The organism is Nocardiopsis metallicus, assembly GCF_014201115.1.
Taxonomy (GTDB): domain Bacteria; phylum Actinomycetota; class Actinomycetes; order Streptosporangiales; family Streptosporangiaceae; genus Nocardiopsis; species Nocardiopsis metallicus.
Window position 1 is genome coordinate 4,151,403 of the sequence record NZ_JACHDO010000001.1, and the last position, 21,637, is coordinate 4,173,039.

22 protein-coding genes are annotated in these 21,637 nt (G+C 70.2%); 13 read left to right on the forward strand and 9 right to left on the reverse strand.

The genetic code is table 11. The annotated features are described in order from the left end of the window. Positions 1–9 precede the first annotated feature (9 nt). From HNR07_RS18070 to HNR07_RS18080, 3 genes are all read left to right on the forward strand, one after another. Positions 10–939: an ABC transporter ATP-binding protein gene (locus tag HNR07_RS18070; protein ID WP_184365999.1), complete on the forward strand. Its 930-nt coding sequence runs from the start codon at positions 10–12 to the stop codon at positions 937–939. Beyond that, a complete protein-coding gene (locus HNR07_RS18075) occupies positions 936–2,534 on the forward strand; it encodes an ABC transporter permease (RefSeq protein WP_184366000.1) in 1,599 nt (532 codons plus the stop codon). Before HNR07_RS18070 ends, HNR07_RS18075 begins: the two co-directional genes overlap by 4 nt. Before the next feature lie 224 nt (positions 2,535–2,758). Continuing rightward, positions 2,759–3,646: an undecaprenyl-diphosphate phosphatase gene (locus HNR07_RS18080; RefSeq protein WP_184366001.1), complete on the forward strand. Its 888-nt coding sequence runs from the start codon at positions 2,759–2,761 to the stop codon at positions 3,644–3,646. A gap of 29 nt (positions 3,647–3,675) precedes the next feature. On the opposite strand, the gene HNR07_RS18085 is transcribed toward HNR07_RS18080, so the two are convergent. From HNR07_RS18085 to HNR07_RS35040, 4 genes are read right to left on the reverse strand one after another with little or no spacing between them, the layout of a single operon-like run. Next, entirely contained in the window at positions 3,676–4,014 is a 339-nt protein-coding gene (locus tag HNR07_RS18085; RefSeq protein ID WP_184366002.1) for a transcriptional regulator, read from the reverse strand. 2 nt (positions 4,015–4,016) lie between these two features. Continuing rightward, on the reverse strand, positions 4,017–4,646 hold the full coding sequence (locus tag HNR07_RS18090; RefSeq protein ID WP_184366003.1) for a hypothetical protein: 630 nt from the start codon (positions 4,644–4,646) through the stop codon (positions 4,017–4,019). A 56-nt stretch (positions 4,647–4,702) separates the two neighbouring features. Continuing rightward, positions 4,703–5,056: a hypothetical protein gene (locus tag HNR07_RS35035; protein ID WP_246420378.1), complete on the reverse strand. Its 354-nt coding sequence runs from the start codon at positions 5,054–5,056 to the stop codon at positions 4,703–4,705. Continuing rightward, on the reverse strand, positions 5,014–5,316 hold the full coding sequence (locus tag HNR07_RS35040; protein WP_246420379.1) for a hypothetical protein: 303 nt from the start codon (positions 5,314–5,316) through the stop codon (positions 5,014–5,016). The genes HNR07_RS35035 and HNR07_RS35040 overlap by 43 nt, the downstream gene beginning before the upstream one ends. 142 nt (positions 5,317–5,458) lie before the next feature. Here HNR07_RS35040 and HNR07_RS18100 point away from each other — a divergent pair, with 142 nt between their 5' ends. The 3 genes from HNR07_RS18100 to HNR07_RS35045 all read left to right on the forward strand — a co-directional run bounded on the left by HNR07_RS18100 (position 5,459) and on the right by HNR07_RS35045 (position 8,403). Beyond that, positions 5,459–6,289, forward strand: a complete 831-nt coding sequence (locus HNR07_RS18100; RefSeq protein ID WP_184366004.1) for an alpha/beta hydrolase — start codon at positions 5,459–5,461, stop codon at positions 6,287–6,289. A gap of 93 nt (positions 6,290–6,382) precedes the next feature. After that, a complete protein-coding gene (locus HNR07_RS18105; RefSeq protein ID WP_184366005.1) occupies positions 6,383–7,756 on the forward strand; it encodes an amidohydrolase family protein in 1,374 nt (457 codons plus the stop codon). 32 nt (positions 7,757–7,788) lie between these two features. Then, on the forward strand, positions 7,789–8,403 hold the full coding sequence (locus tag HNR07_RS35045; RefSeq protein ID WP_184366006.1) for a TetR/AcrR family transcriptional regulator: 615 nt from the start codon (positions 7,789–7,791) through the stop codon (positions 8,401–8,403). A 29-nt stretch (positions 8,404–8,432) separates the two neighbouring features. Here HNR07_RS35045 and HNR07_RS18115 read toward each other — a convergent pair whose 3' ends face one another. Both HNR07_RS18115 and rlmN read right to left on the reverse strand, forming a co-directional pair. Continuing rightward, positions 8,433–8,906, reverse strand: coding sequence for a YqaA family protein (locus HNR07_RS18115; RefSeq protein WP_184366007.1), 474 nt, complete (start codon positions 8,904–8,906; stop codon positions 8,433–8,435). 15 nt (positions 8,907–8,921) lie between these two features. Next, positions 8,922–10,019, reverse strand: coding sequence for a 23S rRNA (adenine(2503)-C(2))-methyltransferase RlmN (gene rlmN / locus HNR07_RS18120; protein ID WP_184366008.1), 1,098 nt, complete (start codon positions 10,017–10,019; stop codon positions 8,922–8,924). Between the two features lie 228 nt (positions 10,020–10,247). On the opposite strand from rlmN, the gene HNR07_RS18125 reads away from it, so the two are divergent. Then, the gene (locus tag HNR07_RS18125) at positions 10,248–11,336 is read left to right on the forward strand and encodes a suppressor of fused domain protein (protein ID WP_184366009.1); all 1,089 of its coding nucleotides are present in this window, start codon (positions 10,248–10,250) and stop codon (positions 11,334–11,336) included. 114 nt (positions 11,337–11,450) lie between these two features. Further along, positions 11,451–12,674 carry an MFS transporter gene (locus tag HNR07_RS18130; RefSeq protein WP_184366010.1) on the forward strand — a complete coding sequence of 408 codons (1,224 nt, stop codon included), beginning with the start codon at positions 11,451–11,453 and terminating at the stop codon, positions 12,672–12,674. Here HNR07_RS18130 and HNR07_RS18135 read toward each other — a convergent pair. After that, positions 12,657–13,079, reverse strand: coding sequence for a BlaI/MecI/CopY family transcriptional regulator (locus tag HNR07_RS18135; protein WP_184366011.1), 423 nt, complete (start codon positions 13,077–13,079; stop codon positions 12,657–12,659). The two genes, HNR07_RS18130 and HNR07_RS18135, sit on opposite strands and share 18 nt — an antisense overlap. 587 nt (positions 13,080–13,666) lie before the next feature. Here HNR07_RS18135 and HNR07_RS18140 point away from each other — a divergent pair. Both HNR07_RS18140 and HNR07_RS18145 read left to right on the forward strand, forming a co-directional pair. Then, positions 13,667–17,296, forward strand: coding sequence for a multifunctional oxoglutarate decarboxylase/oxoglutarate dehydrogenase thiamine pyrophosphate-binding subunit/dihydrolipoyllysine-residue succinyltransferase subunit (locus HNR07_RS18140; RefSeq protein ID WP_184366012.1), 3,630 nt, complete (start codon positions 13,667–13,669; stop codon positions 17,294–17,296). 16 nt (positions 17,297–17,312) lie between these two features. Further along, positions 17,313–17,492 carry a DUF6104 family protein gene (locus HNR07_RS18145; RefSeq protein ID WP_017542535.1) on the forward strand — a complete coding sequence of 60 codons (180 nt, stop codon included), beginning with the start codon at positions 17,313–17,315 and terminating at the stop codon, positions 17,490–17,492. A gap of 84 nt (positions 17,493–17,576) precedes the next feature. On the opposite strand, the gene HNR07_RS18150 is transcribed toward HNR07_RS18145, so the two are convergent. Then, the gene (locus HNR07_RS18150; protein ID WP_246420380.1) at positions 17,577–18,032 is read right to left on the reverse strand and encodes a hypothetical protein; all 456 of its coding nucleotides are present in this window, start codon (positions 18,030–18,032) and stop codon (positions 17,577–17,579) included. A 190-nt stretch (positions 18,033–18,222) separates the two neighbouring features. On the opposite strand from HNR07_RS18150, the gene HNR07_RS18155 reads away from it, so the two are divergent. The 3 genes from HNR07_RS18155 to HNR07_RS18165 all read left to right on the forward strand — a co-directional run bounded on the left by HNR07_RS18155 (position 18,223) and on the right by HNR07_RS18165 (position 20,293). Beyond that, positions 18,223–19,074: a DUF4097 family beta strand repeat-containing protein gene (locus HNR07_RS18155; protein ID WP_017581894.1), complete on the forward strand. Its 852-nt coding sequence runs from the start codon at positions 18,223–18,225 to the stop codon at positions 19,072–19,074. Next, positions 19,075–20,025, forward strand: coding sequence for a PadR family transcriptional regulator (locus tag HNR07_RS18160; protein ID WP_184366013.1), 951 nt, complete (start codon positions 19,075–19,077; stop codon positions 20,023–20,025). Between the two features lie 88 nt (positions 20,026–20,113). After that, positions 20,114–20,293 carry a hypothetical protein gene (locus HNR07_RS18165; protein ID WP_184366014.1) on the forward strand — a complete coding sequence of 60 codons (180 nt, stop codon included), beginning with the start codon at positions 20,114–20,116 and terminating at the stop codon, positions 20,291–20,293. A 69-nt stretch (positions 20,294–20,362) separates the two neighbouring features. Here the strand turns inward: HNR07_RS18165 and HNR07_RS18170 are convergent, their stop codons facing one another. After that, positions 20,363–21,556 (reverse strand): NAD(P)-dependent malic enzyme, encoded by a 1,194-nt coding sequence (locus HNR07_RS18170; RefSeq protein WP_184366015.1) that lies wholly within the window; start codon positions 21,554–21,556, stop codon positions 20,363–20,365. Positions 21,557–21,637 lie beyond the last annotated feature (81 nt).

Below are 21,637 nucleotides of genomic sequence, written 5' to 3' on the forward strand. Positions count from 1 at the left end.
TGCACCACCATGTCCGCACCCACCATCGAGGTCCGCGGCCTCGACAAGCGCTTCGGGCGCTTCCAGGCGCTCGACAAACTCGACCTCACCGTGCGCCCCGGCCAGGTCGCCGGGTTCCTCGGGCCGAACGGCTCGGGCAAGTCCACCACCATCCGCGTCCTGCTCGGCCTGCTCCGCGCCGACTCCGGCAGCGTCCGCCTCCTGGGTGGAGACCCCTGGAAGGAGGCCGTCACCCTGCACAGGCGCCTGGCGTACGTGCCCGGAGACGTATCCCTGTGGTCGAACCTGACCGGCGGACAGGCCATCGACCTCCTGGGGCGGCTGCGCGGCGGGCTCGACACCCGGCGCAAGAAGGCCTTCCTGGAGCGCTTCGAGCTCGACCCGACGAAGAAGGCCCGCACCTACTCCAAGGGCAACCGGCAGAAGGTCGCCCTGGTGGCCGCGTTGGCGTCCAACGCCGAACTGCTCATCCTCGACGAACCCACCTCCGGGCTGGACCCGCTGATGGAGACGGTGTTCACCGAATGCGTGCGCGAGGTCAAGGAGGAGGGACGCACGGTCCTGTTGTCCAGCCACATCCTCTCCGAGGTCGAGAAGCTGTGCGACACCGTGACCATCATCCGGCAGGGACGCACCGTGGAGTCGGGCACCCTCGCCGAACTGCGCCACCTCACCCGCTCCACCGTGCACGCCGAGGTCGAACGCGATCCTTCCGGCCTGTCCTCCCTGCCCGGGGTCCACGACTTCGAAGCCGAAGGCCACCGGGTGTCCTTCGCGGTGGACAACCAGCGCATCGGGGACGTCCTGAGCGAGGTCACCGCCCTGGGCGTGCGCTCACTGGTGAGCAACCCGCCCTCGCTGGAGGAGCTCTTCATGCGCCACTACGGCGACGAGCTGGCCGCGCTCAACGGCAACCGCGAAGGAGGCGAGGGCAAGTGAGCGCCTTCACCGGAACCGGGACGCTCACCCGGTTCATCCTGCGCCGGGACAGGATCCGGCTGTCCGTGTGGACCCTGGCCCTGGCGGGAATCACCGCCGCCACCATCCCGATGCTGGACGAGATGTTCACCACCGAGGAGGAGCGCCAGGGCCGTGCGGCCCTCATGGACACACCGACCGGCATCGTGTTCGGAGGTCCGAGGTACGGGCTGGAGGACTACACGCTCGGCCCGATGATGGCCAACGAGATGACCATGACCCTGCTCATCGCCATGGCGGTGATGAGCATCCTGCACGTCATCCGGCACACCCGGGCCGAGGAGGAGAGCGGGCGCGCCGAACTGCTGCGCGCCAACGTCATGGGCAGCGGCGCGCCCATGGCCGCCGCCCTGCTGACCGTCACCGCGGTCAACCTGCTCATCGGCGGGGTCATCGCACTCGCGCTGGCCGGCTTCGACCTGGCCGTCGCGGACTCGCTCGCCTACGGCCTGGGGCTGGCCCTGGCGGGAATCACCTTCGGCGCGATCGCCGCCGTGTGCGCCCAGGTGAGCGAATACGGACGCGGCGCCTCGGGGCTGGCCTTCCTCGCGGTGGGCGTGCTCTTCATGCTCCGCGTGGTGGGCGACATGGCCGAGCCAGGCGGCAACCTGCTGTCCTGGCTCTCACCGTTCGCCTGGGTCCAGCAGGCACAGCCGTTCCACGACCTGCGCTGGGCGCCCCTCGCCCTGTACGGGCTCGCGATCGTGGCCCTGACCGCCACGGCCCACGTCCTGTCCGGCCGCCGCGACCTGGGCGCCGGGCTGGTCGCCGCCCGTCCCGGCCCGGCGGAGGCCGGTCGTCTGCTGCGGGGGGTGACCACGCTCCAACTGCATCAGCAGCGGGGCTCGATCATCGCCTGGACCCTCGCCGTGCTGCTCTTCGCGGTGTCCTTCGGCACCCTCGCCACCGAGGTGGAGGGAATGTTCGAGAGCAACCCGGACCTGCAGGCGGTCTTCGGGACCGACGTCGACGACGTGATCGGCGGGTTCCTGTCCTTCGTCACCAGCTACACCATCATGGGCGCCGCTGCCTTCGGAGCCCTGTCCGTACTGCGCCTGCGCTCGGAGGAGAACTCGGGCCGTACCGAACTGGTCCTGTCCACCGCGGCGGGCCGGGTGGCCTGGATCGGTTCCGCACTGGCGGTGGCCGCCGTTTCGACCCTGTTCGTCGTGCTGGCGGGCGGCCTCGGGATGGGCCTGGGCGCCGCCGCCGTCCTGGAGGACGGCGCCTGGGTGGGTCGACTGCTGCAGGCGGTCCTGGCCCAGCTCCCGGCGGCGCTGGTGTTCGGCGCCCTGGCCGGGCTGTTGCTGGGCACGGCCCCACGCCTGACGGGCCTGCTCTGGCTGTGGTTCGGATACAGCATCCTGGCCACCGTGATGGGCGGACTGCTGGAGTTCCCCGACTGGATGATGGGCCTCAGCGCCTTCGAGATCCTGCCCAGGCTTCCGGTGGAGGACTTCGAACCCCTCCACTACGTCCTGTACTCGGGCGCGGTCCTGCTCGCGGGAGCGCTGTCCCTGGTCGGGTTCCGCAACCGGGACCTGGCGGCCGTCTGAGGCAGTGGAAGGGCCGTCCCGGGCAGGTGCGGGACCGCACCCGCCCGGGACGTGCCGCGGGGCCGCTCCGCGTGTTCACCTCCGGGGGAGCCCCCGTTCACCTTTCCTGGAACTAGCCTGGGTCGGGATGTTCTCCTGGCCGGAACCTCCTGGCTCCCCTCCCCGTACTCCTCCGAGTCGGCGAGGGAGAGCCGCTCCGGCCTCGCCCGAAAGGCCTTCTCCCCATGACCGTCCTCGAGTCGGCGATCCTCGGTGTCATCCAGGGTCTGTTCATGTTCATCCCGGTCAGTTCCAGCAGTCATCTGGCGCTGGCCCAGCACTGGCTCATCCAGAACGGTTCCGCGCTGCCGCCGCCGGAGTCACCGGAGATGGTGTTCTTCAACATCGTGGTGCACGTGGGAACCGTGGTCTCGATCCTCATCGTCTACCGAAGGGCGCTGACCGACCTCGTGGCCCGCTCGGTGGCCGACCTGCGGGGGCTCGTGGGAGCAGGCCCCCGGACCGAGGGCCTCTACCTCAAGCTGATGATGATGGGCCTGTTCGCGGTGGCGGTCACCGGCGTCCTGGGCCTGACGATCCGCAAACCGCTGGAGAACGTCTTCGCCAACCCGGCGCTGATCGCCCTGATGCTCTGCGTGACGGGCGCCCTGCTGCTGTGGACCGACCTGCTGAGCCCCCGCACCAAGGGCCTGCGCGACTTCACCTGGATGATGGCCCTGTTCATCGGTCTCGCCCAGGCGATGGCCTTCGCGCCCGGCCTGTCCAGGAGCGGCACGACCATCGCCATCGCCCTGCTGCTCGGGCTGCGCCGGCGCTGGGCCGCGGAGTTCAGCTTCTTCATCGCCATTCCCACGATCATCGCGGGCAACGTGCTGCTCCCCATCCTGGAACCCGAGATCCTGTCGGCCTTCGACCCCCTCCCCCTGCTGACCGGGTTCGTGGTCGCGGCGATCGTCGGCACGTTCTCCCTGCTGCTGGTCCTGAAGCTGCTGTACAAGGCCCGGCTGCGCTACTTCTCCTACTACGTGTGGGCCCTGGCCGCGCTGATCCTGGCCGACGCCTACGGCCTGGTCGACATCGGCCTCACCGGCGCGGTGATGGGGCACCCCTGATCAAGGGGTGAGCCCCGCGGGGGCGGGGCTCACCCCCGCGGCGCCTCCTGCGTGCCGTCCCACCCGGCGGCCTCCTCACGCAACCGGACCAGCCGGTCCCAGTGCTCGGACACCCTCTCGCGGCCGGTGGCGGTGAGCCGGACGACGGTACGGGGGCGGCGCTCCCGGCTCTTCTCGATCTCGACGACGCCGCCCCTCTCCAGCTTGGACAGGTGGCTGGACAGGTTGCCCTTGGACAGGCCGGTGAGCCGCTGAAGAAAGAGGAAGTCCGCGCTCTCGCAGGAGAGCAGGGCGCTGGTGACCGCCAACCGCGAGGGGTCGTGCACCAGGCGGTCGATCTCCGCCATGTCCTCGAAAGGGGTACCCATGATCAGGCCGTTCCGTTCTCTGTCGCCGCGTCCGTCACCGGCGGGAGGGTACGCACCAACGTACGGTGGTCGAGCAGTCCCCCGACGCACAGTACGGCAGCGAGCGTGACCAGGAGCGTGTCGGTGGCGGCGTAGCTGAGCGGATGGACGCCCGAGGGCAGCAGCATCCCCAACGGCAGCAGGCTCGCCAGGCCGACGGCGGCCGCGGCGACCAGGTAGTGCGCCCGCATCCGCCAGTGGGGACAGGCGAGCAGGACGAAGAGCAGCGTGAACACGAGCCCGCCGATCCCCAGGGGCCCGTAGGTCCAGCCCGCCTGGGCGCTCAGGGTTCCTCCGGCCATGGAGAGAATGAGAAGGCCGAAGGGCAGGAGCACGTAAGCGGAGATCCGCCCCGGGTCGAAGAGCGCTCGGACCTGCCCGAAGCGCCACCGGTAGTACCAGCGGACCAGGAAGCCAAGGGCCACCAGGAGGGGCAGGCCGATGATCAGCGGCTCCAGGCTGCCGCCCCGGACGAGTAGCAGGTTCAGTGCGAAGAGCGCCACCACGAGCATGTAGAGCCCCTGGTAGTCGACGTAGTAGGCGGTGACGTGGCGGACCCGTTCGAGCCGCTCGAAGTCGTACGGGACAGTCATGCGAACCTCCGGTTCGTAACGCGAACCCAGAATGCGGGAGAAGGGTGTGCCCGTGGTCAGGCCTTCTCGCTCTCCGCCGCAGGCCGAAGGGTGCGCACCAGGGTGCGGTGGTCGAGCAGCCCGTTCACCACGAAGACGACCCCACCGGCCACCGCGACCGTCACGGGGTACTCCCACTCGACGGGATGCGTCCCCGAGGGGAAGAGAGGACCCAGCGGCAGCACCGTGAACGTGAGGATAAGGACGGCGCCGACCAGGTAGTGCCGACGGTTCCGCAGATCGGAGCAGCCCACCCCGAACAGGGCGACCGCGAGGAACACTCCGAATACCCAACCCCCCTGGACCCCGAGGAGGTTGGTCGTGATCATCAGCGCCATATAGGCGAGGACCAGCGCGATCGGCAGCAGCACCACCCACAGCAGCCGTCCCGTGGTCCACCGCGGCCGCACCTGCGCCGGTAGTACTGCTGGACGGCGATGAACAGGGCGGCGATCAAGAGCATCCCGACCGGGAACAGGTCGGTCAGCGGCCCCTCCCCGGTGAGCGGGGCCAGGCCCACACAGATCGCGAACACACCCAGCAGGGACGTGTACAGGCCCTGGTAGCCGCCGTAGTCGGACGTGACCTCGCGGATCCGCTGAAGGCGGTCGAGGTCATGGGGGGTCGTCATGCGCACCTCCGGTTTGTAACGCAAACCTTTCTTCCACCGTAGGCGGGGGCATCTTGGTTTGCAATGCAAACCTCAGGGATGTTCCGGCCGGAAACGGGTAGCCCGCAGGGCAAGGACAGCAACCCTCCGGGAAGGAGCCGTAGTGAGACGCGCCCTGATCGTGGCGGCGGTGGTGGCGCTCGTACTGGTGGTACTGGTGGGACTCGCCTGGGCCTTGCAGAGATCGGTCATCTTCATCCCCATGGGCGGGGAGCCGCCACCCGCCGCCGAGGTGATCGAGGGCGCAGAGGACGTGCGCCTGCACACCGATGACGGCCTCGAACTCGGCGCCTGGTTCATCACCCCGCAGGACACCGACCGTGCCACCGACCGGGAGACCGCGGTCCTGGTGGCCAACGGCAACGCGGGCAACCGGGAGAGCCGCGCTCCGCTGGCCCGCGCCCTGGCGGCCGAGGGCTTCTCCGTGCTGCTGTTCGACTACCGGGGCTATGGCGGCAACCCCGGCAGCCCCAGCGAGGCGGGGCTGGCCATGGACGCGCGCGCCGCCGCCGACGCACTGGCCGAACGCGGTTTCGACGCCGAGCGCACCGTGTACTTCGGCGAGAGCCTGGGCGCCGCCGTGGCCGCCAACCTGGCCGCCGAACGCTCGCCCGCGGCACTGTTCCTGCGCTCGCCCTTCACCTCCCTGGCCGACATGGGCAGTCACCACTACCCCTTCGTTCCCGTGCGCCTGCTGCTCAGGGACGAGTTCCCGGTGGCCGAACGGGTCGCGGACCTCGACACGCCCACCACCGTGGTCGTCGCCGACTCCGACACCATCGTTCCCCCGGAACAGAGCCACGAAGTGGCCGGGGCCAGCGCGAACCTGGTCGAGGAGGTCGTGCTGCCCGGCGGGGGCCACAACGACCCCGCGACGATCCACGGCCCCGAGGTGGTCGCGGCGGTGGCCCGGCTCGCCGACCACGCTCGCTGACCGGCATCGGCCACCGCCCCGCCCCGGGCGGCTTGCGATGGTAAACATAAACCGATCAGTCGGTCTATTAATAAACGAGCCTGAGGGCGGCCCATGGAAACAGCGGACGGCACGGCGGAGCAGGGTTCGGGCAAGCCCGGGAAGAGGAGCACCCGGCGGCGGTTCCTGCGCGGGGCCGCGGTGGTGGGCGGTCTGGGCCTCCTCGCCGGCGGCGGGCTCGTGGGCCACTACGTCGCCACCCTGTACAGCCCGCGGACGGATCCGCAGCGGGGCGCTCTGGCCCTGACCGGGGCCACGGTCCTGGTCGGTACGGACCTGGAACCGCGTGAGAACACCACGGTGCTGGTCACCGACGGTGTCATCACCGAGATCGCGGACGACGGCGACCTCGAGCTCCCGGCGGGCACCGAGACCGTCGAGCTGGGCGGGCACACGCTCATGCCCGGCCTGATCGACCTCCACGTGCACCTGGGCTTCCCGCAGCAGGAGCCCGGTGAGGAGCTGGGGCCGACCGACATGCCGGGCGTGGTCTACGAGATGGCGCGCTACGTCCCCTCCGCCCGCCGCGCGCTGCTCGAACACGGTGTGACGACGGTACGCGGGCTGGGCGACGACCACACCTGGATCACCGAGATGCGCCGGATGCTCCGCGACGGCGAACTGGAGGGACCGCGCCTGTACACGTCGGGGCCGCTGTTCACCACCCCGGCGGGCCACCCCGTGGCCACCTTCGGGGTGGAACCCGACTCCGACACCGTCCGGCTGCCGTCCACCCCCGAGGAGGCCCGCGAGGCCGTACGCGAACTCGCCACCGGCGACTACCCGGTGGACCTGATCAAGGTGGTGCAGGAGCGGGGCGACGCCGAGCGCCTGGAACTGGACCCGATCCCCGCCGACGTCCTCGAGGCCGTCGTGGCCGAGGCACACGAGCACGGGCTGTTCGTGACCGCGCACTGGGGTTCGGAACCGGACCTGACCGACGCCCTGGCCGCCGGGGTGGACGGGCTCGAACACCTGGAGGCCCGGGGCGTCCTCGACGGGTGGCCCGAGGAACTACTGGCCGAACTGGTCGAGCGGGACGTCCCCGTCACCCCGACCCTGGCCGTCACCGAGGTGGCCGTCTCCGCCGAAGAGCACCGGGTGATCAGGGACCGGCTGGCCGAGCTGCACACCGCGGGCGGCCGGATCGTCGCCGGAAGCGACGCCGCCGTGCCCGGGGTCGGCTTCGGCGACGGCCTGCACCGCGAACTGGAACTGCTGTCCGAGAGCGGGATGGGCCCGCACGCGGCCCTGAGGGCCGCGACCAGCGAGGCCGCCCGGGTACTCGACGCCGACCACCTCGGCGCGATCGAGGTGGGCCGCGCAGCCGACCTGGTCGCCCTCACCGGTGACCCGCTGACCGACATCACCCGCGTCCGCGACGTGGCCGCCGTCTACCGGGACGGTCGTCGGGTGGTGGGGAGCTGAAGGCAGCGGACACATGGTGGGAAGCTGAACCCATGCGCAAGGTCGACCCCGCCCAGTACCGGGCCAAACGGCGCCACATCATGATGGCGGCGGCTCCGCTGTTCGCCGCGCACGGCCTGGACGGTACCTCCACGGCCCGGATCCGAGAAGCCGCCGGAGTCAGCTCGGGCACGCTCTTCCACTACTTCCCCAGCAAGCGCGCGGTCTTCGTCGCACTCCTGACCGACGACGACAACGGCGACGCCCAGCGCCTGGCCGCCGCACGCGACCGGGACGACCCCCGGTCGGCCCTCCTCGACCTGGTGGAGGAGCTGGCCGCGCCGGCGGCGAGCCCAGTGGCCGCCGGACTGGTGATGGAGGCGCTGCGGCAGGCCGGGAAGGACGCCGAACTGGCCGCGGCGCTGGAGGCCGACAGCGATCTCGAACTGGAGGCCCTGACCCACCTGGTGTCCCGGTCCGTCCGGGAGGGCGGGGCGGATCCGGTCCTGGACGCGCGGGCCACCGCCGTGTGGATCCAGACGATCATCGGGGCGCTCTTCCTGCGCGCGGCCACCGAGACCGGGTTCGACGCCCCCGCGCAGCTGCGCGACCTGCGGCTGTTGCTGAACCGCCTGCTGGGCGGAACCGGCCCCCGAACCGAACGCTGAGGCCCTGCTGGGGCAGACGGGGCCGCCGGTCAGCCCGGCAGGAAGGACATCGCCCAGGCCGGGGCCAGCACGAGGATCAAAAAGCGCGCGGTCCGGGTGACGAAGGTGATCGCGCAGAACAGCACGAGGTTCATCCGCAGGGCCCCGGCCAGGACGGAGACCACCATGAACGGCGGCACGCTGGCGAAGGAGCTGAGGGCGAGCAGGCCCGCGCCCCAGGCGGGGCGTGCCTCGGCCTTGGCCCGCCAGCGGGTCACCCGCTCCGACCACTTGCCGGGGGTGGCCGCCCGGCGTTTGAGCCAGGGCGCCGAGATCGTCCCGTACCCCACGTAGTAGTAGGGGATCTTGCCGAGGGTCTGGCCCACGGCGGCGGCCACCGCCATCGCGACGAGGGCGCCGTCGTCCAGAACGGCGACGGCGCCCAGCAGGTACAGCTCGATGTTGATGAGCGGGACCAGCCCCGCCGCGGTGGCCACCACGAAGGCCAGGGCGGTCTCGACCACGTCGGCCGCTTCCCGCTACTTCTCGGCGGCGGCGAGCTGCCCGCAGGCGCCGTCGATCTCCTGGCCGCGGGTGTCGCGGACGGTCACCGAGACCCCGTGGGACTGGAGCCGCCGGACGAACTCGCGCTCGTCCTCGGGGCGCGAGGCCGTCCACTTCGACCCCGGGGTGGGGTTGAGCGGGATGAGGTTGACGTGCACCAGGTGGCCCTTGAGGAGCTTGCCGAGCAGGTCGGCCCGCCAGGCCTGGTCGTTGATGTCCTTGATCAGCGCGTACTCGATGGACACGCGGCGGCCGGTGGTCCCGGCGTAGCGCCAGGCGGCGTCCAGGACCTCCTCGACCTTCCACCGGGTGTTGATCGGGACCAGCTCGTCACGCAGCTCGTCGTCCGGGGCGTGCAGCGAGATCGCCAGGCGGACCTGCATCTTCTCGTCGATGAGCTTGTTGATCGCCGGGACCAGCCCGACCGTGGAGACGGTCACGCCTCGCTGGGAGATGCCCAGGCCGTTGGGGACCGGGTCGGTGATCTGACGGCAGGTCTGGAGCACCCGCTTGTAGTTGGCCATCGGCTCGCCCATGCCCATGAACACGATGTTGCTGATCCGCCCCGGGCCGCCTGCGACCTCGCCGCGGGCCAGGTCGCGGGCGCTGGCGACCACCTGGTCGACGATCTCGCCGGTGGACAGGTTGCGGGTCAGCCCCGCCTGGCCGGTGGCGCAGAACGGGCAGTTCATGCCGCAGCCGGCCTGGGAGGAGATGCACAGGGTGACGCGGTCCGGGTAGCGCATCAGCACCGACTCGAACATCACCCCGTCGAAGGCCTTCCACAGCGTCTTGCGGGTCATCCCGTTGTCACAGGTGATGTGCCGGACCGGGGTGAGCAGCGTGGGCAGCAGCGCCTCGCCGAGCTTCTCCCGGGAGGCCTCCGGGAGGTCGGTCATCTTCGCGGTGTCCGACTCCAGGGCGCCGTAGTAGTGCTTGGCGATCTGCTTGGCCCGGAAGGGCTTCTCGCCCAGCTCCCTGACGACCTCCTGCCGCTCTTCGGGGCTGAGGTCGGCCAGGTGCCGGGGCGGCTTGGCGCGGCGGGGTGCGACGAATGTGAGCTCGGCGGGCATAAGGATCCGTAAGGAGTGGAGTCGGTGGACTGCGCCCGGCGCGGGAGGGATGTGGCGGCACGGGTCGTTATACGACCTATACGCGACTGCGGTGCTGCTCCGCCTGTCAGGGCACTACCGTCGATTCTACTTACCTTGCGGACAGCCCGGGCGGATCCGCCCCAGCCCGGTCGCCGCTGGCAGCATGACACTGACAACACGACACCCCGTCGGCGCGTGGGAGGGCCGGTGACCGAGATCGACGTCCTGCTCGACGAGATGAGCCCCTACCAGAGCCGTCGCGTCGTCGTCGAGTGCGACTCCCACACCACGGCCGCCTACCTGCTGGACGCCCGTGAGCGGATCCGGGTGCCGGTGTGGCTGGCCAACCACGAGGCCGCACCCCGCGACAGCGAGTCGAGCGGCCTCTACCGGGGGCAGGCCCCGCTGATGCCGGAGGCCTACACCAAGCACCCCCAGGGGCGCCCCCGCTTCGACCCGGCCGCGCTGCGCGCGGTGTGGTTCGAGGAGGGCGACGGGGTGGCCCTGGTGGACGAGGAGGGCCTGCTCGCGGTGATACCGGGCTGGGCCGAGGCCGACAGCGGTCTGCCGGGGTACGCCCGCGAGGCGATCGGGCGCAGCGCCTACGCCTGGGAGCTGGACTCGGTCAAGAACCAGCTGTGGCCGCGGGTGGTGCACGCCGAGGCCTACTGGGACTGGCGGCGCGCCTCAGGCGCCTGGCGCAGTGTGCAGCGGACCGTCCTGAGCCACCTGAACCGCCGGATCGGCGAGCCCGGCCACTACTGGGACGTCTCCGACGGGCACCCGCCGCTGCTGCGGGTCTCGGAACGGCCCCCCTCGGAGGAGCGCCCCTACACCGTGCTCTCCACCGTGGGCATGTGCGGCCAGCGGATGCCCACCCTGGACCGGTACATGGCCGACACCTCCCACCACGCCCGGGTGGAACTGGCCCTGGCCACGACCCTGCCCGCGCACCACGCGGCGCGGATCTTCCGGTGGATCGGCGCGTTCCCGTGGCGGGCGGTCACGTGGTTCGGCACCGGGCACACGGTCAAGTGGCTGGACAACCCCGAGGACCGCTCCATGCGCGGCGGCGCGGGCGCGGTCCTGCTGCTGGAGGACCCGAGCCCCCTGGTCACCGACCCGGCCCACCTGCCGCCGGACACCTCCGGGCTGACCTTCCAGGGCGACCCGGTGCGGTGGCTGTGGATCGTGCCGATCACCCGCCCCGAACACCTCTTCGCCAAGGAGCACGACAGCGCCACCCTGGTGGAGAAGCTGGCCGCCGAGGGCCGCAGCTGGGTCCTGGGCCGGTAGTACGTCCCAGCGCTGGGTCCTGGGCGACAGCCCCCCGTCCTCGGAAAACCGGTTGACCCACTCCTCCGGCTCAGGAAGGGTGCTCCGGTCGGCAGGCTGACCGGGGGGGGGAGCATGGCACGGAGGCGGGGCCCGGCCCCGGGCGTCATGGCGCCGCTGGCCCACGCGCCCTTCCGCACCCTGGTCGCGGGCCGGGTGCTGATGCTCTTCGGCAACGGCATGGCGACGGTCGCGCTGGCCTTCGCCGTGCTGGACGTGACCGGTTCCCTGACCCAGGTGGGCCTGGTGGTGGGCGCGCGCTCGATCGCCAACGTGGCTCTGCTCCTGCTCGGCGGGGTCCTCGCCGACCGGTTGCCACGGGCCCTGGTGGTCCAGGGCGCCTGCGTGCTGGCCGCGCTCACCCAGGGGCTGCTGGCGCTGGCCCTGCTCACCGGCACCGCCACGCTCGCGGTGATGATGGCGCTGAGCGCGCTGAACGGGGCCGCGGCCGCCGCCAACCTGCCCGCCCTGGCTGCGCTGACCCCGCAGACCGTTCCGCACGCGCTGCTGCGCCCGGCCAACGCGCTGGCCGGGATCGCCAAACAGCTGGGCATGTTCGCCGGGATGTCGGCGGGCGGCGTGCTGGTGGGCCTGGTCGGCCCGGGGTGGGCGATCGGCGTCGACGCGCTGCTGTTCGCCGCGGCCGGGGCGGTCTTCCTCTTCCTGCGGGTGCCCTCGACGGCGGTGCCGGGCGGCGGTGTGCTGCGCGACCTGCTGGACGGGTGGAGCGAGTTCGTGGCCCGGCCGTGGGTGTGGATCATCGTGCTGCAGTTCATGGTGGTCAACGCCGGATGGTCGGCGACCACCAGCGTGCTGGGCCCGGGTATCGCCGACGAGACGTTCGGCCGGGCCACCTGGGGACTGGTGATGGCCGCCAACAGCGTGGGGCTGCTGCTCGGCGGAATCCTGGCGGCCCGATGGCAGCCGCGGCGCGCGCTCTTCTTCGGGACCTCACTGGTCACGCTCCAGACCGCGCCGTTCTTCGTCCTGGCCGATCCCGCTCCGGTGGTGCCGCTGCTGTTCGCCGCGATGTTCCTGGGCGGGGTGGCGGTGGAGCAGTTCAGCGTGGCCTGGGAGGTGTCGGTACAGGAGAACATCCCGCCGGAACGGCTCTCCCGGGTCTACTCCTACGACGCGCTGGGCTCGTTCGTGGCGATGCCGGTGGGCCAGATAGCGATCGGCCCGGTGGCCAAGGCGATCGGGCCGGAGCGGTCCATCCTCATCGTGGCCGGTCTGACCGTCACGGCCACCCTGGCGGCGATAGCCGCCCCCAGCGTGCGCTCACTGCGCCGTCGCTGACGGAGCCGTCGACGATCGCACCGTCGGTGAGGTGCGTCCCGCGACGTGCCGGTCGCGCACCTGGCTGAAGACGTGGTGGAGGCGGGCCATCTCCTCCTCGTCGAAGCGCTCCACGAACCGCAGCAGGGTCGCGCCGGGGTCGGGGCCGGTGTCGAGCACCTCCTCCATCACTCTGGCGGTGTACTCGGCGTGGCTCTCCCTGGCCCAGTAGACCCAGGCCCGACCGTCCTTCTCCCGGTCCACCAGACGCTTGTGGAAGAGGATGTTCGCGACCGTCATGACGGTCGTGTAGGCGACGTCCCGGTCGTAGACCATGTTCTCCCGGACCCCGCGCACGGAGAGCGGCACCTCCGTACGCCACAGAGCGCCCATGATGGCCGCCTCCAGTTCCCCGAGCCCTCTCATCGGCCTCCCACCCGCATGTGTCGGCGTTGACGTGGGGTGATCGTAGTCAGCGGGCGGGCCCTCATGTGGCAGAACGGGGAAGAGCACACAGATCCGGACATCGCCGTCGTCGATTACCGGCGTTTCGCCGTCGAGCGCAGGTCGCGCACCGTTGGTCGGGCACTGTCGGGGACTGTTCCGTCACCGGTCGGCCGCCCCCAGTCCTCAGTTCAGCCGCGCCGACGCGGCTTGCGCTGGAATCGTGGTGCGCGCCACACCGGGGCTGTCCGGAGGCGGTCACGACAAAGCAGACTCAAAACCCCGACAAAAAGGATCAAACGCTCCACGTTGACCACGGAACGCGAAGTGACCGGCACGTAGCGACAAGGTTCGTGTGAAAGATTGTTAGGTATCTCCCAGTTTCAACAAGACCGATGTTCCCGTCCGGGAGGTCTGTACAAGTAGCCTGGTACCCGACGAGTGCTGGCCAGGTCAGATTCTCCCTGTCAAGGGGAGCGACTTCATGCTTCTTTGAGCCCGCCTTGCCAGCAGCCACCCGTCTTTCCTACACATTCACAAGCGAGCTGCGGAAGTGGGCGATCTCCGCCGTGTCGTCTGAGGCGTCTCAACCCCTGACAGATTTCGGCCCGAACGAGTGGCTGGTCGAGGAGCTTTACCAGAAGTACCTCACCGACCCGAATTCGGTTGACAAGGCTTGGTGGAACTTCTTCGCGGACTACAAGCCCGCGGACTCGGCCAACGGGAAGGGTGGGGGAACTGCGGCCACGAAGGCGCAGCCCGAGAAGGCCCCCGCCGCACCCGCGCCGAAGAAGAAGGCCGCCGCGGCCCCGGCACCCAAGAACACCGACGATGCGCTCCAGGTCAACGAGGAGCGGTTGCGTGGCGCACCCGCCCGTACCGCGACCAACATGGAGTCCAGCCTGACCCTGCCCACCGCGACGAGCGTGCGCGCGGTGCCGGTCAAGCTGCTGTTCGACAACCGCATCGTCATCAACAACCATCTCCGGCGCGGCCGCGGTGGGAAGGTCTCCTTCACCCACCTCATCGGCTACGCCATGGTCAAGGCCCTCAAGGCCATGCCCGAGATGAACTACTCCTACACGGAGATCGACGGCAAGCCCGGCGTCGCCAAGCCCGAACACGTGAACTTCGGCCTGGCGATCGACCTGCAGAAGCCGGACGGTTCCCGTCAGCTGGTCGTGCCCTCCATCAAGAAGTCCGACGAGATGGACTTCAACGAGTTCTGGAGCGGCTACGAGGACCTGGTCCGCAAGGCCCGGAACAACAAGCTGGGCGTTCCGGACTTCCAGGGCACCACGATCAGCCTGACCAACCCGGGCGGCATCGGCACCGTGCACTCCGTGCCGCGCCTGATGCCCGGCCAGGGCACCATCCTCGGCGTCGGTGCCATGGAGTACCCGGCCGAGTTCCAGGGCGCGTCCCAGGACACCCTGAGCCAGCTCGGCATCAGCAAGGTCATGACGCTGACGTCGACCTACGACCACCGGATCATCCAGGGCGCCCAGTCGGGTGAGTTCCTGCGCCGGATCCACCAGCTGCTGCTGGGCGACGACGGTTTCTACGACGAGATCTTCAACTCGCTGCGGATCCCCTACGAGCCGGTCCGCTGGGTCCAGGACATCCACGTCAACACGGCGACCCAGCTCGACAAGACCACCCGGGTCCAGGAGCTGATCCACGCCTACCGCGTGCGCGGCCACCTCATGGCCGACACCAACCCGCTCGACCACGAGCAGCGCAAGCACCCGGACCTGGACGTGCTCGAGCACGGCCTGACCCTCTGGGACCTGGACCGCGAGTTCCCCACCGGGGGCTTCGGCGGCAAGCAGGTCATGAAGCTGCGCGACGTTCTGGGCGTGCTGCGCGACACCTACTGCCGCACGGTGGGTATCGAGTACATGCACATCCAGAGCCCGGAGGAGCGGGAGTGGATCCAGTCGCACGTCGAGCGCGAGCACGAGAAGCTCGACCGCGACGAGCAGCTGCACATCCTGCACCGGCTCAACAGCGCCGAGGCGTTCGAGACCTTCCTGCAGACCAAGTACGTCGGTCAGAAGCGCTTCTCCCTCGAGGGCGGCGAGTCGCTGATCCCGCTGCTGGACGGTGTGATCTCCAAGGCCGCCAAGGCCGAGCTGGACGAGGCCGTCATCGGTATGGCCCACCGCGGCCGCCTGAACGTGCTGGCCAACATCTGCGGCAAGTCCTACGGGCAGATCTTCGGTGAGTTCGAGGGCAACCTCGACCCGCGCAGCGCGCACGGCTCCGGTGACGTCAAGTACCACCTGGGCACCGAGGGGACCTTCGAGACCCGCGAGGGCGACAAGATCCAGATCTCGCTGGCCGCCAACCCGTCCCACCTGGAGACGGTCAACCCGGTCGCCGAGGGCATCGTCCGCGCCAAGCAGGACGTGCTGGACAAGGGCCCGCACGGCTTCACCGTGCTGCCCATCCTCATCCACGGTGACGCGGCGTTCGCCGGTCAGGGCGTGGTCGCCGAGACGTTGAACCTGTCCCAGCTGCGGGGTTACCGCACCGGTGGCACGGTGCACGTCATCGTGAACAACCAGGTCGGCTTCACCACCTCGCCGACCGACAGCCGCTCCAGCGTGTACGCGACCGACGTCGCGCGGATGGTGCAGGCGCCGATCTTCCACGTCAACGGGGACGACCCCGAGGCCGTGGTCCGGGTCGCGCACCTGGCCTTCGCCTACCGTCAGGCGTTCAACAAGGACGTCGTCATCGACCTCGTCTGCTACCGGCGCCGCGGCCACAACGAGGGCGACAACCCCGCGTTCACGCAGCCGCTGATGTACGACGTCATCGACGCCAAGCGCTCCACCCGCAAGCTGTTCACCGAGTCCCTCATCGGGCGCGGGGACATCACGGTGGAGGAGGCCGAACAGGCCCTGCGCGACTACCAGACCGAGCTCGAGCGCGCCTTCACCGAGACCCGCGAGGTCGAGAAGAAGCCGATCGAGCCGGGCGCCGTGGTCAAGCCCGAGGTGTTCACCGAGTCCCGTCTGGACCACTCCAAGGTCGAGACGGCCATCAGCACCGAGACGGTCAAGCGGGTCATCGACACCCAGGTGACGATGCCCGAAGGCTTCACGCCGCACCCGCGGCTGGCGCCGCAGCTGTCCCGTCGCGCCACGATGGTCGAGAACGACGCGGTCGACTGGGCCACCGGTGAGTTGCTGGCCTTCGGTTCGCTGCTGCTGGACGACCACCCGGTCCGCCTGATCGGGCAGGACAGCCGCCGCGGCACCTTCGGCCAACGCCACGCCTCGCTGATGGACCGCGAGACCGGTGAGACGTACACGCCGCTCAAGCAGTTCGACAACGGCACCACGAAGTTCCACGTGCACGACTCGCTGCTGAGCGAGTACGCGGCGCTGGGCTTCGAGTACGGCTACTCGCTGACCCGCCCGGACTCCCTGGTGATGTGGGAGGCGCAGTTCGGTGACTTCGTCAACGGCGCGCAGACCGTCATCGACGAGTACATCAGCGCCGGTGAGCAGAAGTGGGGTCAGCGCTCCAGCGTGACCATGCTGCTGCCGCACGGCTACGAGGGCCAGGGCCCGGACCACTCCTCGGCCCGGATCGAGCGGTTCCTGCAGCAGTGCGCGCAGGAGAACATGACCGTCGCGATGCCGAGCACCCCGGCGAGCTACTTCCACCTGCTGCGCTGGCAGGCGAAGTCGCCGTTCGAGCGTCCGCTCGTGGTGTTCACGCCCAAGTCGCTGCTGCGCCTGAAGGCCGCGACCTCGGCCGCCGAGGACTTCACCTCGGGCCACTTCCGGCCGCTGATCGGGGACGACTCGATCGCGCCGGACAAGGTCCGTCGCGTGGTCATCTGCTCGGGCAAGATCTACTACGACCTGGACGCGGCCCGCCGCAAGAGCGGCGACAAGCACACCGCGATCATCCGGGCGGAGCGGCTCTACCCGCTGCCGATCGAGGAGATCCGCGAGCAGCTCAAGGCCTTCCCGAACGCGGGCGAGGTCCTGTGGGTCCAGGAGGAGCCGGCGAACATGGGCCCGTGGCCCTTCGTCGCGCTCGTCTTCTCCGAGCAGCTCGACCGTCCGTTCACCCGGATCTCGCGTCCGGCCTCCTCCGCGCCCGCGGCCGGTTCGGCCAAGCGCCACGAGGCCGAGCAGCGTGCCCTGGTGGACACGGTGTTCCCGCCCGCCGAGTAGGACGGGAAACGACGGTATGTACTACACCGATCGCGGGATCGAGGAGTTGGAGAACCGCCGCGGCGAGGAGGAGGTCAGCTTCGCCTGGCTCGCCGAGCAGCTGCGGGTGTTCACCGACCTCAACCCCGAGTTCGAGACCCCGGTCGAACGACTGGCCACCTGGTTGGCCCGGTTGGACGACGAGGACGAGGAGTAGTCACGCGGAGCCGCGCTGAGCGGCGGAATTCCGGCCGAGGGGCCCGGGTCGTCACGACCCGGGCCCCTCGGCCGTTCTCGGCGGTCACACCGCGGTCGCGCGGAACCAGTCCCGGCTGGACCCAGTGCTCAGCAGCAGGAGGAAGAGGCCGGGCAGAGCGAGGACGACCAGGCCTCCGACCCAGGCCGAGGGCTCCCCGAGTCCGGTCAGGACCGCGTTGCCCACGGTGTGGGCCGCGTCGAACCCGATCGCCGCCAGCGCCCAGCGTCGCCCAGCCGTCCCGCCCCGGCCGAGTAGTACGGCCGCGGCACCGTACAGGGCCGCCCACACGGCACCGCCGACGACGAAGAACACCTCCCCCGTCAGGGAAGACTCCGGCGCACCGAAGGCATCGGGTTGCGCGACCCGGGCGATCACTCCCAGCGCGGCCAAGAGGCAACCCAGGGCGGAGACGGTCGCCACGAGGCTGAACAGGACACGGAGAACCCGGAGCGCCCGGGGCATGGGCGGGCTCGCGGGAAGGGTCTGCGGGGGATGCAAGGTGGGGAACTCCTGATTTTTGTCCGTATGAGCAGGTCGAGCACCTATTCAAGCGCGGTTCGTGACACCCGCTGCTCGGGGCCGACCCCGAGCTCTCCCTGATCCGCCCCTGAAATCCGCGACATATCTTGAGTTTGCCTGACTCGCGACATATCGTGAAGACATCGAGAGCGAGCGGAAAGGGTTCACGATGGCACGATGGACCATCGACAGTCCGATGACCCACACCCTGGACGGCATCGTCGCCCTGAAGGTGCGGATCGTCCACGGACAGGTCAACATCATCCCCACGGATGACCCGGTCACCTTCGAGATCACCGACATCGAGGGCGAGCCCCTGGAGGTCACCCAGGAGGCGGGCATCCTCACCATCCACTACAAGGACCTCACCGGACAGGGTCTGCTGGACCGGCTCAAGCCCATCCAGCTGGGCGGTTACCGGGACCTCTCCTCCCGCCGCGCCACGGTCAACCTCCGGGTGCCCCGGGAGTGCCCGGTGGAGGTGACCACGGCCAGCGCTCCCGTGGTGGCGGCCGGGCTGAACTCCCGCACCCGTATCCGCAGCGCCAGCGGCGAGGTCACCCTGGACCACGTCTCCGGTGAGGCCGACATCAACACCGCCTCGGGCGACGCCTCGGTGCGCAACCCGGGCGGCACCCTGGGCTTCAACAGCGCCACCGGACAGCTCGCGGTGGCCGGTGGCCGCCTGGCCGAGTTGCGCGCCAAGACCGCCTCCGGCCACGTTCTGGTCGACACGGACCTGGCGTCCTCCGCTCGGGTCCGGGTGAACACGGTCTCCGGCGAGGTGGCCCTGCGGGTGCCGTCGGAGAGCTCGGCCACCGTGGAGCTGCGCGCCGTCACCGGCAAGGTGGACTCCGACTTCGGCCTGGACCGCCGCACCGCCCCGGCCCGCAACTCCCTGAGCGGCAAGATCGGCGTGGGCGTGGACCCCGCCTCCATCAGCATCAACACCGTGTCCGGCCGGACCGCGCTGCTGCGGCGCGCGCCCGAGGCCCCGGCCGCGATCCCCGAGGGGGCCTGAATGAGCACCATCTTCGGCCACGGCAGACTCCGGCTGTACCTGCTCAAGCTGCTGGACGAGAGCCCCAAGCACGGCTACGAGATCATCAGCCTGCTCCGCGACCGCTTCCTGGGCGTGTACTCGCCCTCCCCCGGCACCATCTACCCGCGACTCGCGCGGCTGGAGGAGGAGGGGCTGGTCACGCACACCGAGGAGGGCGGCCGCAAGGTCTACAGCCTCACCGACAAGGGACGCGAGGAGCTGCGGGCCCGCGAGAGCGACCTGGACGACCTGGAGCGGGAGATCACCGACTCGGTGCGCGACATCGCACGGGCCGTGAAACAGGACGTGCGCGCGACCATCAGCTCCCTGCGCGACGAGCTCAAGTTCGCCTCGGGCGCGGCCCGCGGTTCGAACTCCGAGCGCGGCGGCGACGCCAAGGACTCCGAGAGTTCGGAGAGTTCCGGGGAAGACAAGCGCGAGAAGCGCGAGCGCTGCGACGACAGCGGCATGTGGGCCCGCGAGTGGGAGCGGTTCGCCCAGGGTTTCGGCGCCTTCGGTGCCGCCTGGGGCAACCGCACCGACTCCGACCGCGGCACCGAGGGCGGCGACCGCCCCGACTTCGAGCACGCCCTGCGGGACTTCTCGACCAAGGTCCGCGACATGGTGCGCGGGGCCGGTCAGGTCGGCGAGTCCGCCACCCACGACCTGCGCCGCATCCTCGACGACACCGTCGAGGTGATCCGCCGCGACCTGGGCCACTGGGGCCCGCCCGACCGGGGACCCGGGGGCGCCGAGGCCAAGGACTCCGCGCCCGGCGACTCCGGCCGGGACGCACCCGGGTCCCCTGAGCCCGAGGCCGCCGAGGACAAGGGGTCCGGCCCGGAGGACTCGGGCGCACACCCGATGCCGCCTTCGGGCGGCGACCCCTGGTCCGCCGCCACCGGCGAGGACGACCAGAAGAAGGGCTGACCGGCGGGCGAGGGCCCGGAGGAGCACGCGGGGGCGTGCTCCTCCGGGCCCTTCGGTCGCGCATCATCCGACGGACGAGGAAGTACCGTTGCTGGTTCCGTACACGATCGAGCAGGACGAGGACGGGGTCTGGTGCGCCCACGCGGTGCTGCGGCCGGGGGTCTCCGCCCACGGCGAGGGAGACACCCCGGACGCCGCCCTCGCCGAGCTGCGCGCGGCCTTCGCCCTCCTGGCCAAGGAGTTCGACACCTCGGCGGAGCTGATGTGAGGGTCAGAGCACAGCGATGGCCCGCGGACCGGTGCGGTCCGCGGGCCTTGGCCGTGTGTTTCGGTGCGCCTAGCGGCGGGCGACGCCGTCCTGGCGGGCCTGGGCGGCGACGGCGGCGGAGACCGCCGGGACCACCCGCTCGTCGAAGGAGCTCGGGATGACGTAGTCGGCGCTCAGGTCGTCACCGACCAGCCCGGCCAGCGCCTTGGCGGCGGCCAGCTTCATGTTCTCGGTGATGTCGCTGGCCTGGACGTCGAAGGCGCCCCGGAAGACGCCCGGGAAGGCCAGCACGTTGTTGATCTGGTTCGGGAAGTCGCTGCGCCCGGTGGCGACGACGCTCGCGTACTTGCGGGCGACGTCCGGGTGCACCTCCGGGTTGGGGTTGGCCATGGCGAAGATGATGGCGTCCTCGGCCATCGTGGCCACGACCGACTCGGGGACCTCTCCGGCGGACAGGCCGACGAAGACGTCGGCGCCCTCGAGGGCGCTCTCGATGGAGCCCTGCAGACCGGCCTTGTTGCTGATCGAGGCCAGTTCCTGCTTGATCGGGGTCAGGCCCTCGCGGCCCTGGTAGATCATGCCCTTGGAGTCGGCCACGGCGATGTCGCCGATCCCGCCGTCGATGAGCATCTTGGTGACGGCGACCCCGGCGGCGCCCGCACCGGAGACGACCACCCGCAGGTCGGCCAGGGTGCGGCCGGTGAGGCGGGCGGCGTTGTGCATGGCGGCGACGGTCACGATCGCGGTGCCGTGCTGATCGTCGTGGAAGACCGGGATGTCCAGGCGCTCACGCAGCTTGGCCTCGATCTCGAAGCAGCGCGGGGCGGCGATGTCCTCCAGGTTGATGCCGCCGAAGGACGGCGACATGCGCACGACGGTCTCGACGATCTCGTCGGTGTCGGTGCAGTTGAGCGCGATCGGCACGGAGTCGACACCGCCGAACTGCTTGAACAGCAGCGACTTGCCCTCCATGACCGGCAGGGAGGCCTCTGGTCCGATGTTGCCCAGACCGAGCACGGCGGTGCCGTCGGTGACGACGGCGACCAGGTTGCTCTTCCAGGTGTAGGTCTCGACCAGTTCGGCGTCCTCGGCGATCGCGTCGCAGACGCGGGCGACGCCGGGGGTGTAGGCGAGGGACAGGCCCTCGTGGTCACTGACGTCCACGGTGGAGGTCACCTGCAGCTTGCCGCCGCGGTGCATGGCGAAAGCCGGGTCCTCGTCCAGGTGGGACGTGTTCTGGGTACGCGAAGAAAAGGTGGTCACTACTCAAACCCCTCGGTCTGATGCTACGTCCCGCGTCGGCCATGACGAGGGACGGTGGGCAACGGATCACGCGCGAAGACG

Coding starts and splice junctions, on each gene's coding strand:
- HNR07_RS18070 (WP_184365999.1), top strand. CDS start 10: ATGTCCGCACCCACCATCGAGGTCCGCGGCCTCGACAAGCGCTTCGGG.
- HNR07_RS18080 (WP_184366001.1), top strand. CDS start 2,759: ATGACCGTCCTCGAGTCGGCGATCCTCGGTGTCATCCAGGGTCTGTTC.
- HNR07_RS18085 (WP_184366002.1), bottom strand. CDS start 4,014: ATGGGTACCCCTTTCGAGGACATGGCGGAGATCGACCGCCTGGTGCAC.
- HNR07_RS18090 (WP_184366003.1), bottom strand. CDS start 4,646: ATGACTGTCCCGTACGACTTCGAGCGGCTCGAACGGGTCCGCCACGTC.
- HNR07_RS35040 (WP_246420379.1), bottom strand. CDS start 5,316: ATGACGACCCCCCATGACCTCGACCGCCTTCAGCGGATCCGCGAGGTC.
- HNR07_RS18105 (WP_184366005.1), top strand. CDS start 6,383: ATGGAAACAGCGGACGGCACGGCGGAGCAGGGTTCGGGCAAGCCCGGG.
- HNR07_RS35045 (WP_184366006.1), top strand. CDS start 7,789: ATGCGCAAGGTCGACCCCGCCCAGTACCGGGCCAAACGGCGCCACATC.
- rlmN (WP_184366008.1), bottom strand. CDS start 10,019: ATGCCCGCCGAGCTCACATTCGTCGCACCCCGCCGCGCCAAGCCGCCC.
- HNR07_RS18130 (WP_184366010.1), top strand. CDS start 11,451: ATGGCACGGAGGCGGGGCCCGGCCCCGGGCGTCATGGCGCCGCTGGCC.
- HNR07_RS18135 (WP_184366011.1), bottom strand. CDS start 13,079: ATGAGAGGGCTCGGGGAACTGGAGGCGGCCATCATGGGCGCTCTGTGG.
- HNR07_RS18145 (WP_017542535.1), top strand. CDS start 17,313: ATGTACTACACCGATCGCGGGATCGAGGAGTTGGAGAACCGCCGCGGC.
- HNR07_RS18155 (WP_017581894.1), top strand. CDS start 18,223: ATGGCACGATGGACCATCGACAGTCCGATGACCCACACCCTGGACGGC.
- HNR07_RS18160 (WP_184366013.1), top strand. CDS start 19,075: ATGAGCACCATCTTCGGCCACGGCAGACTCCGGCTGTACCTGCTCAAG.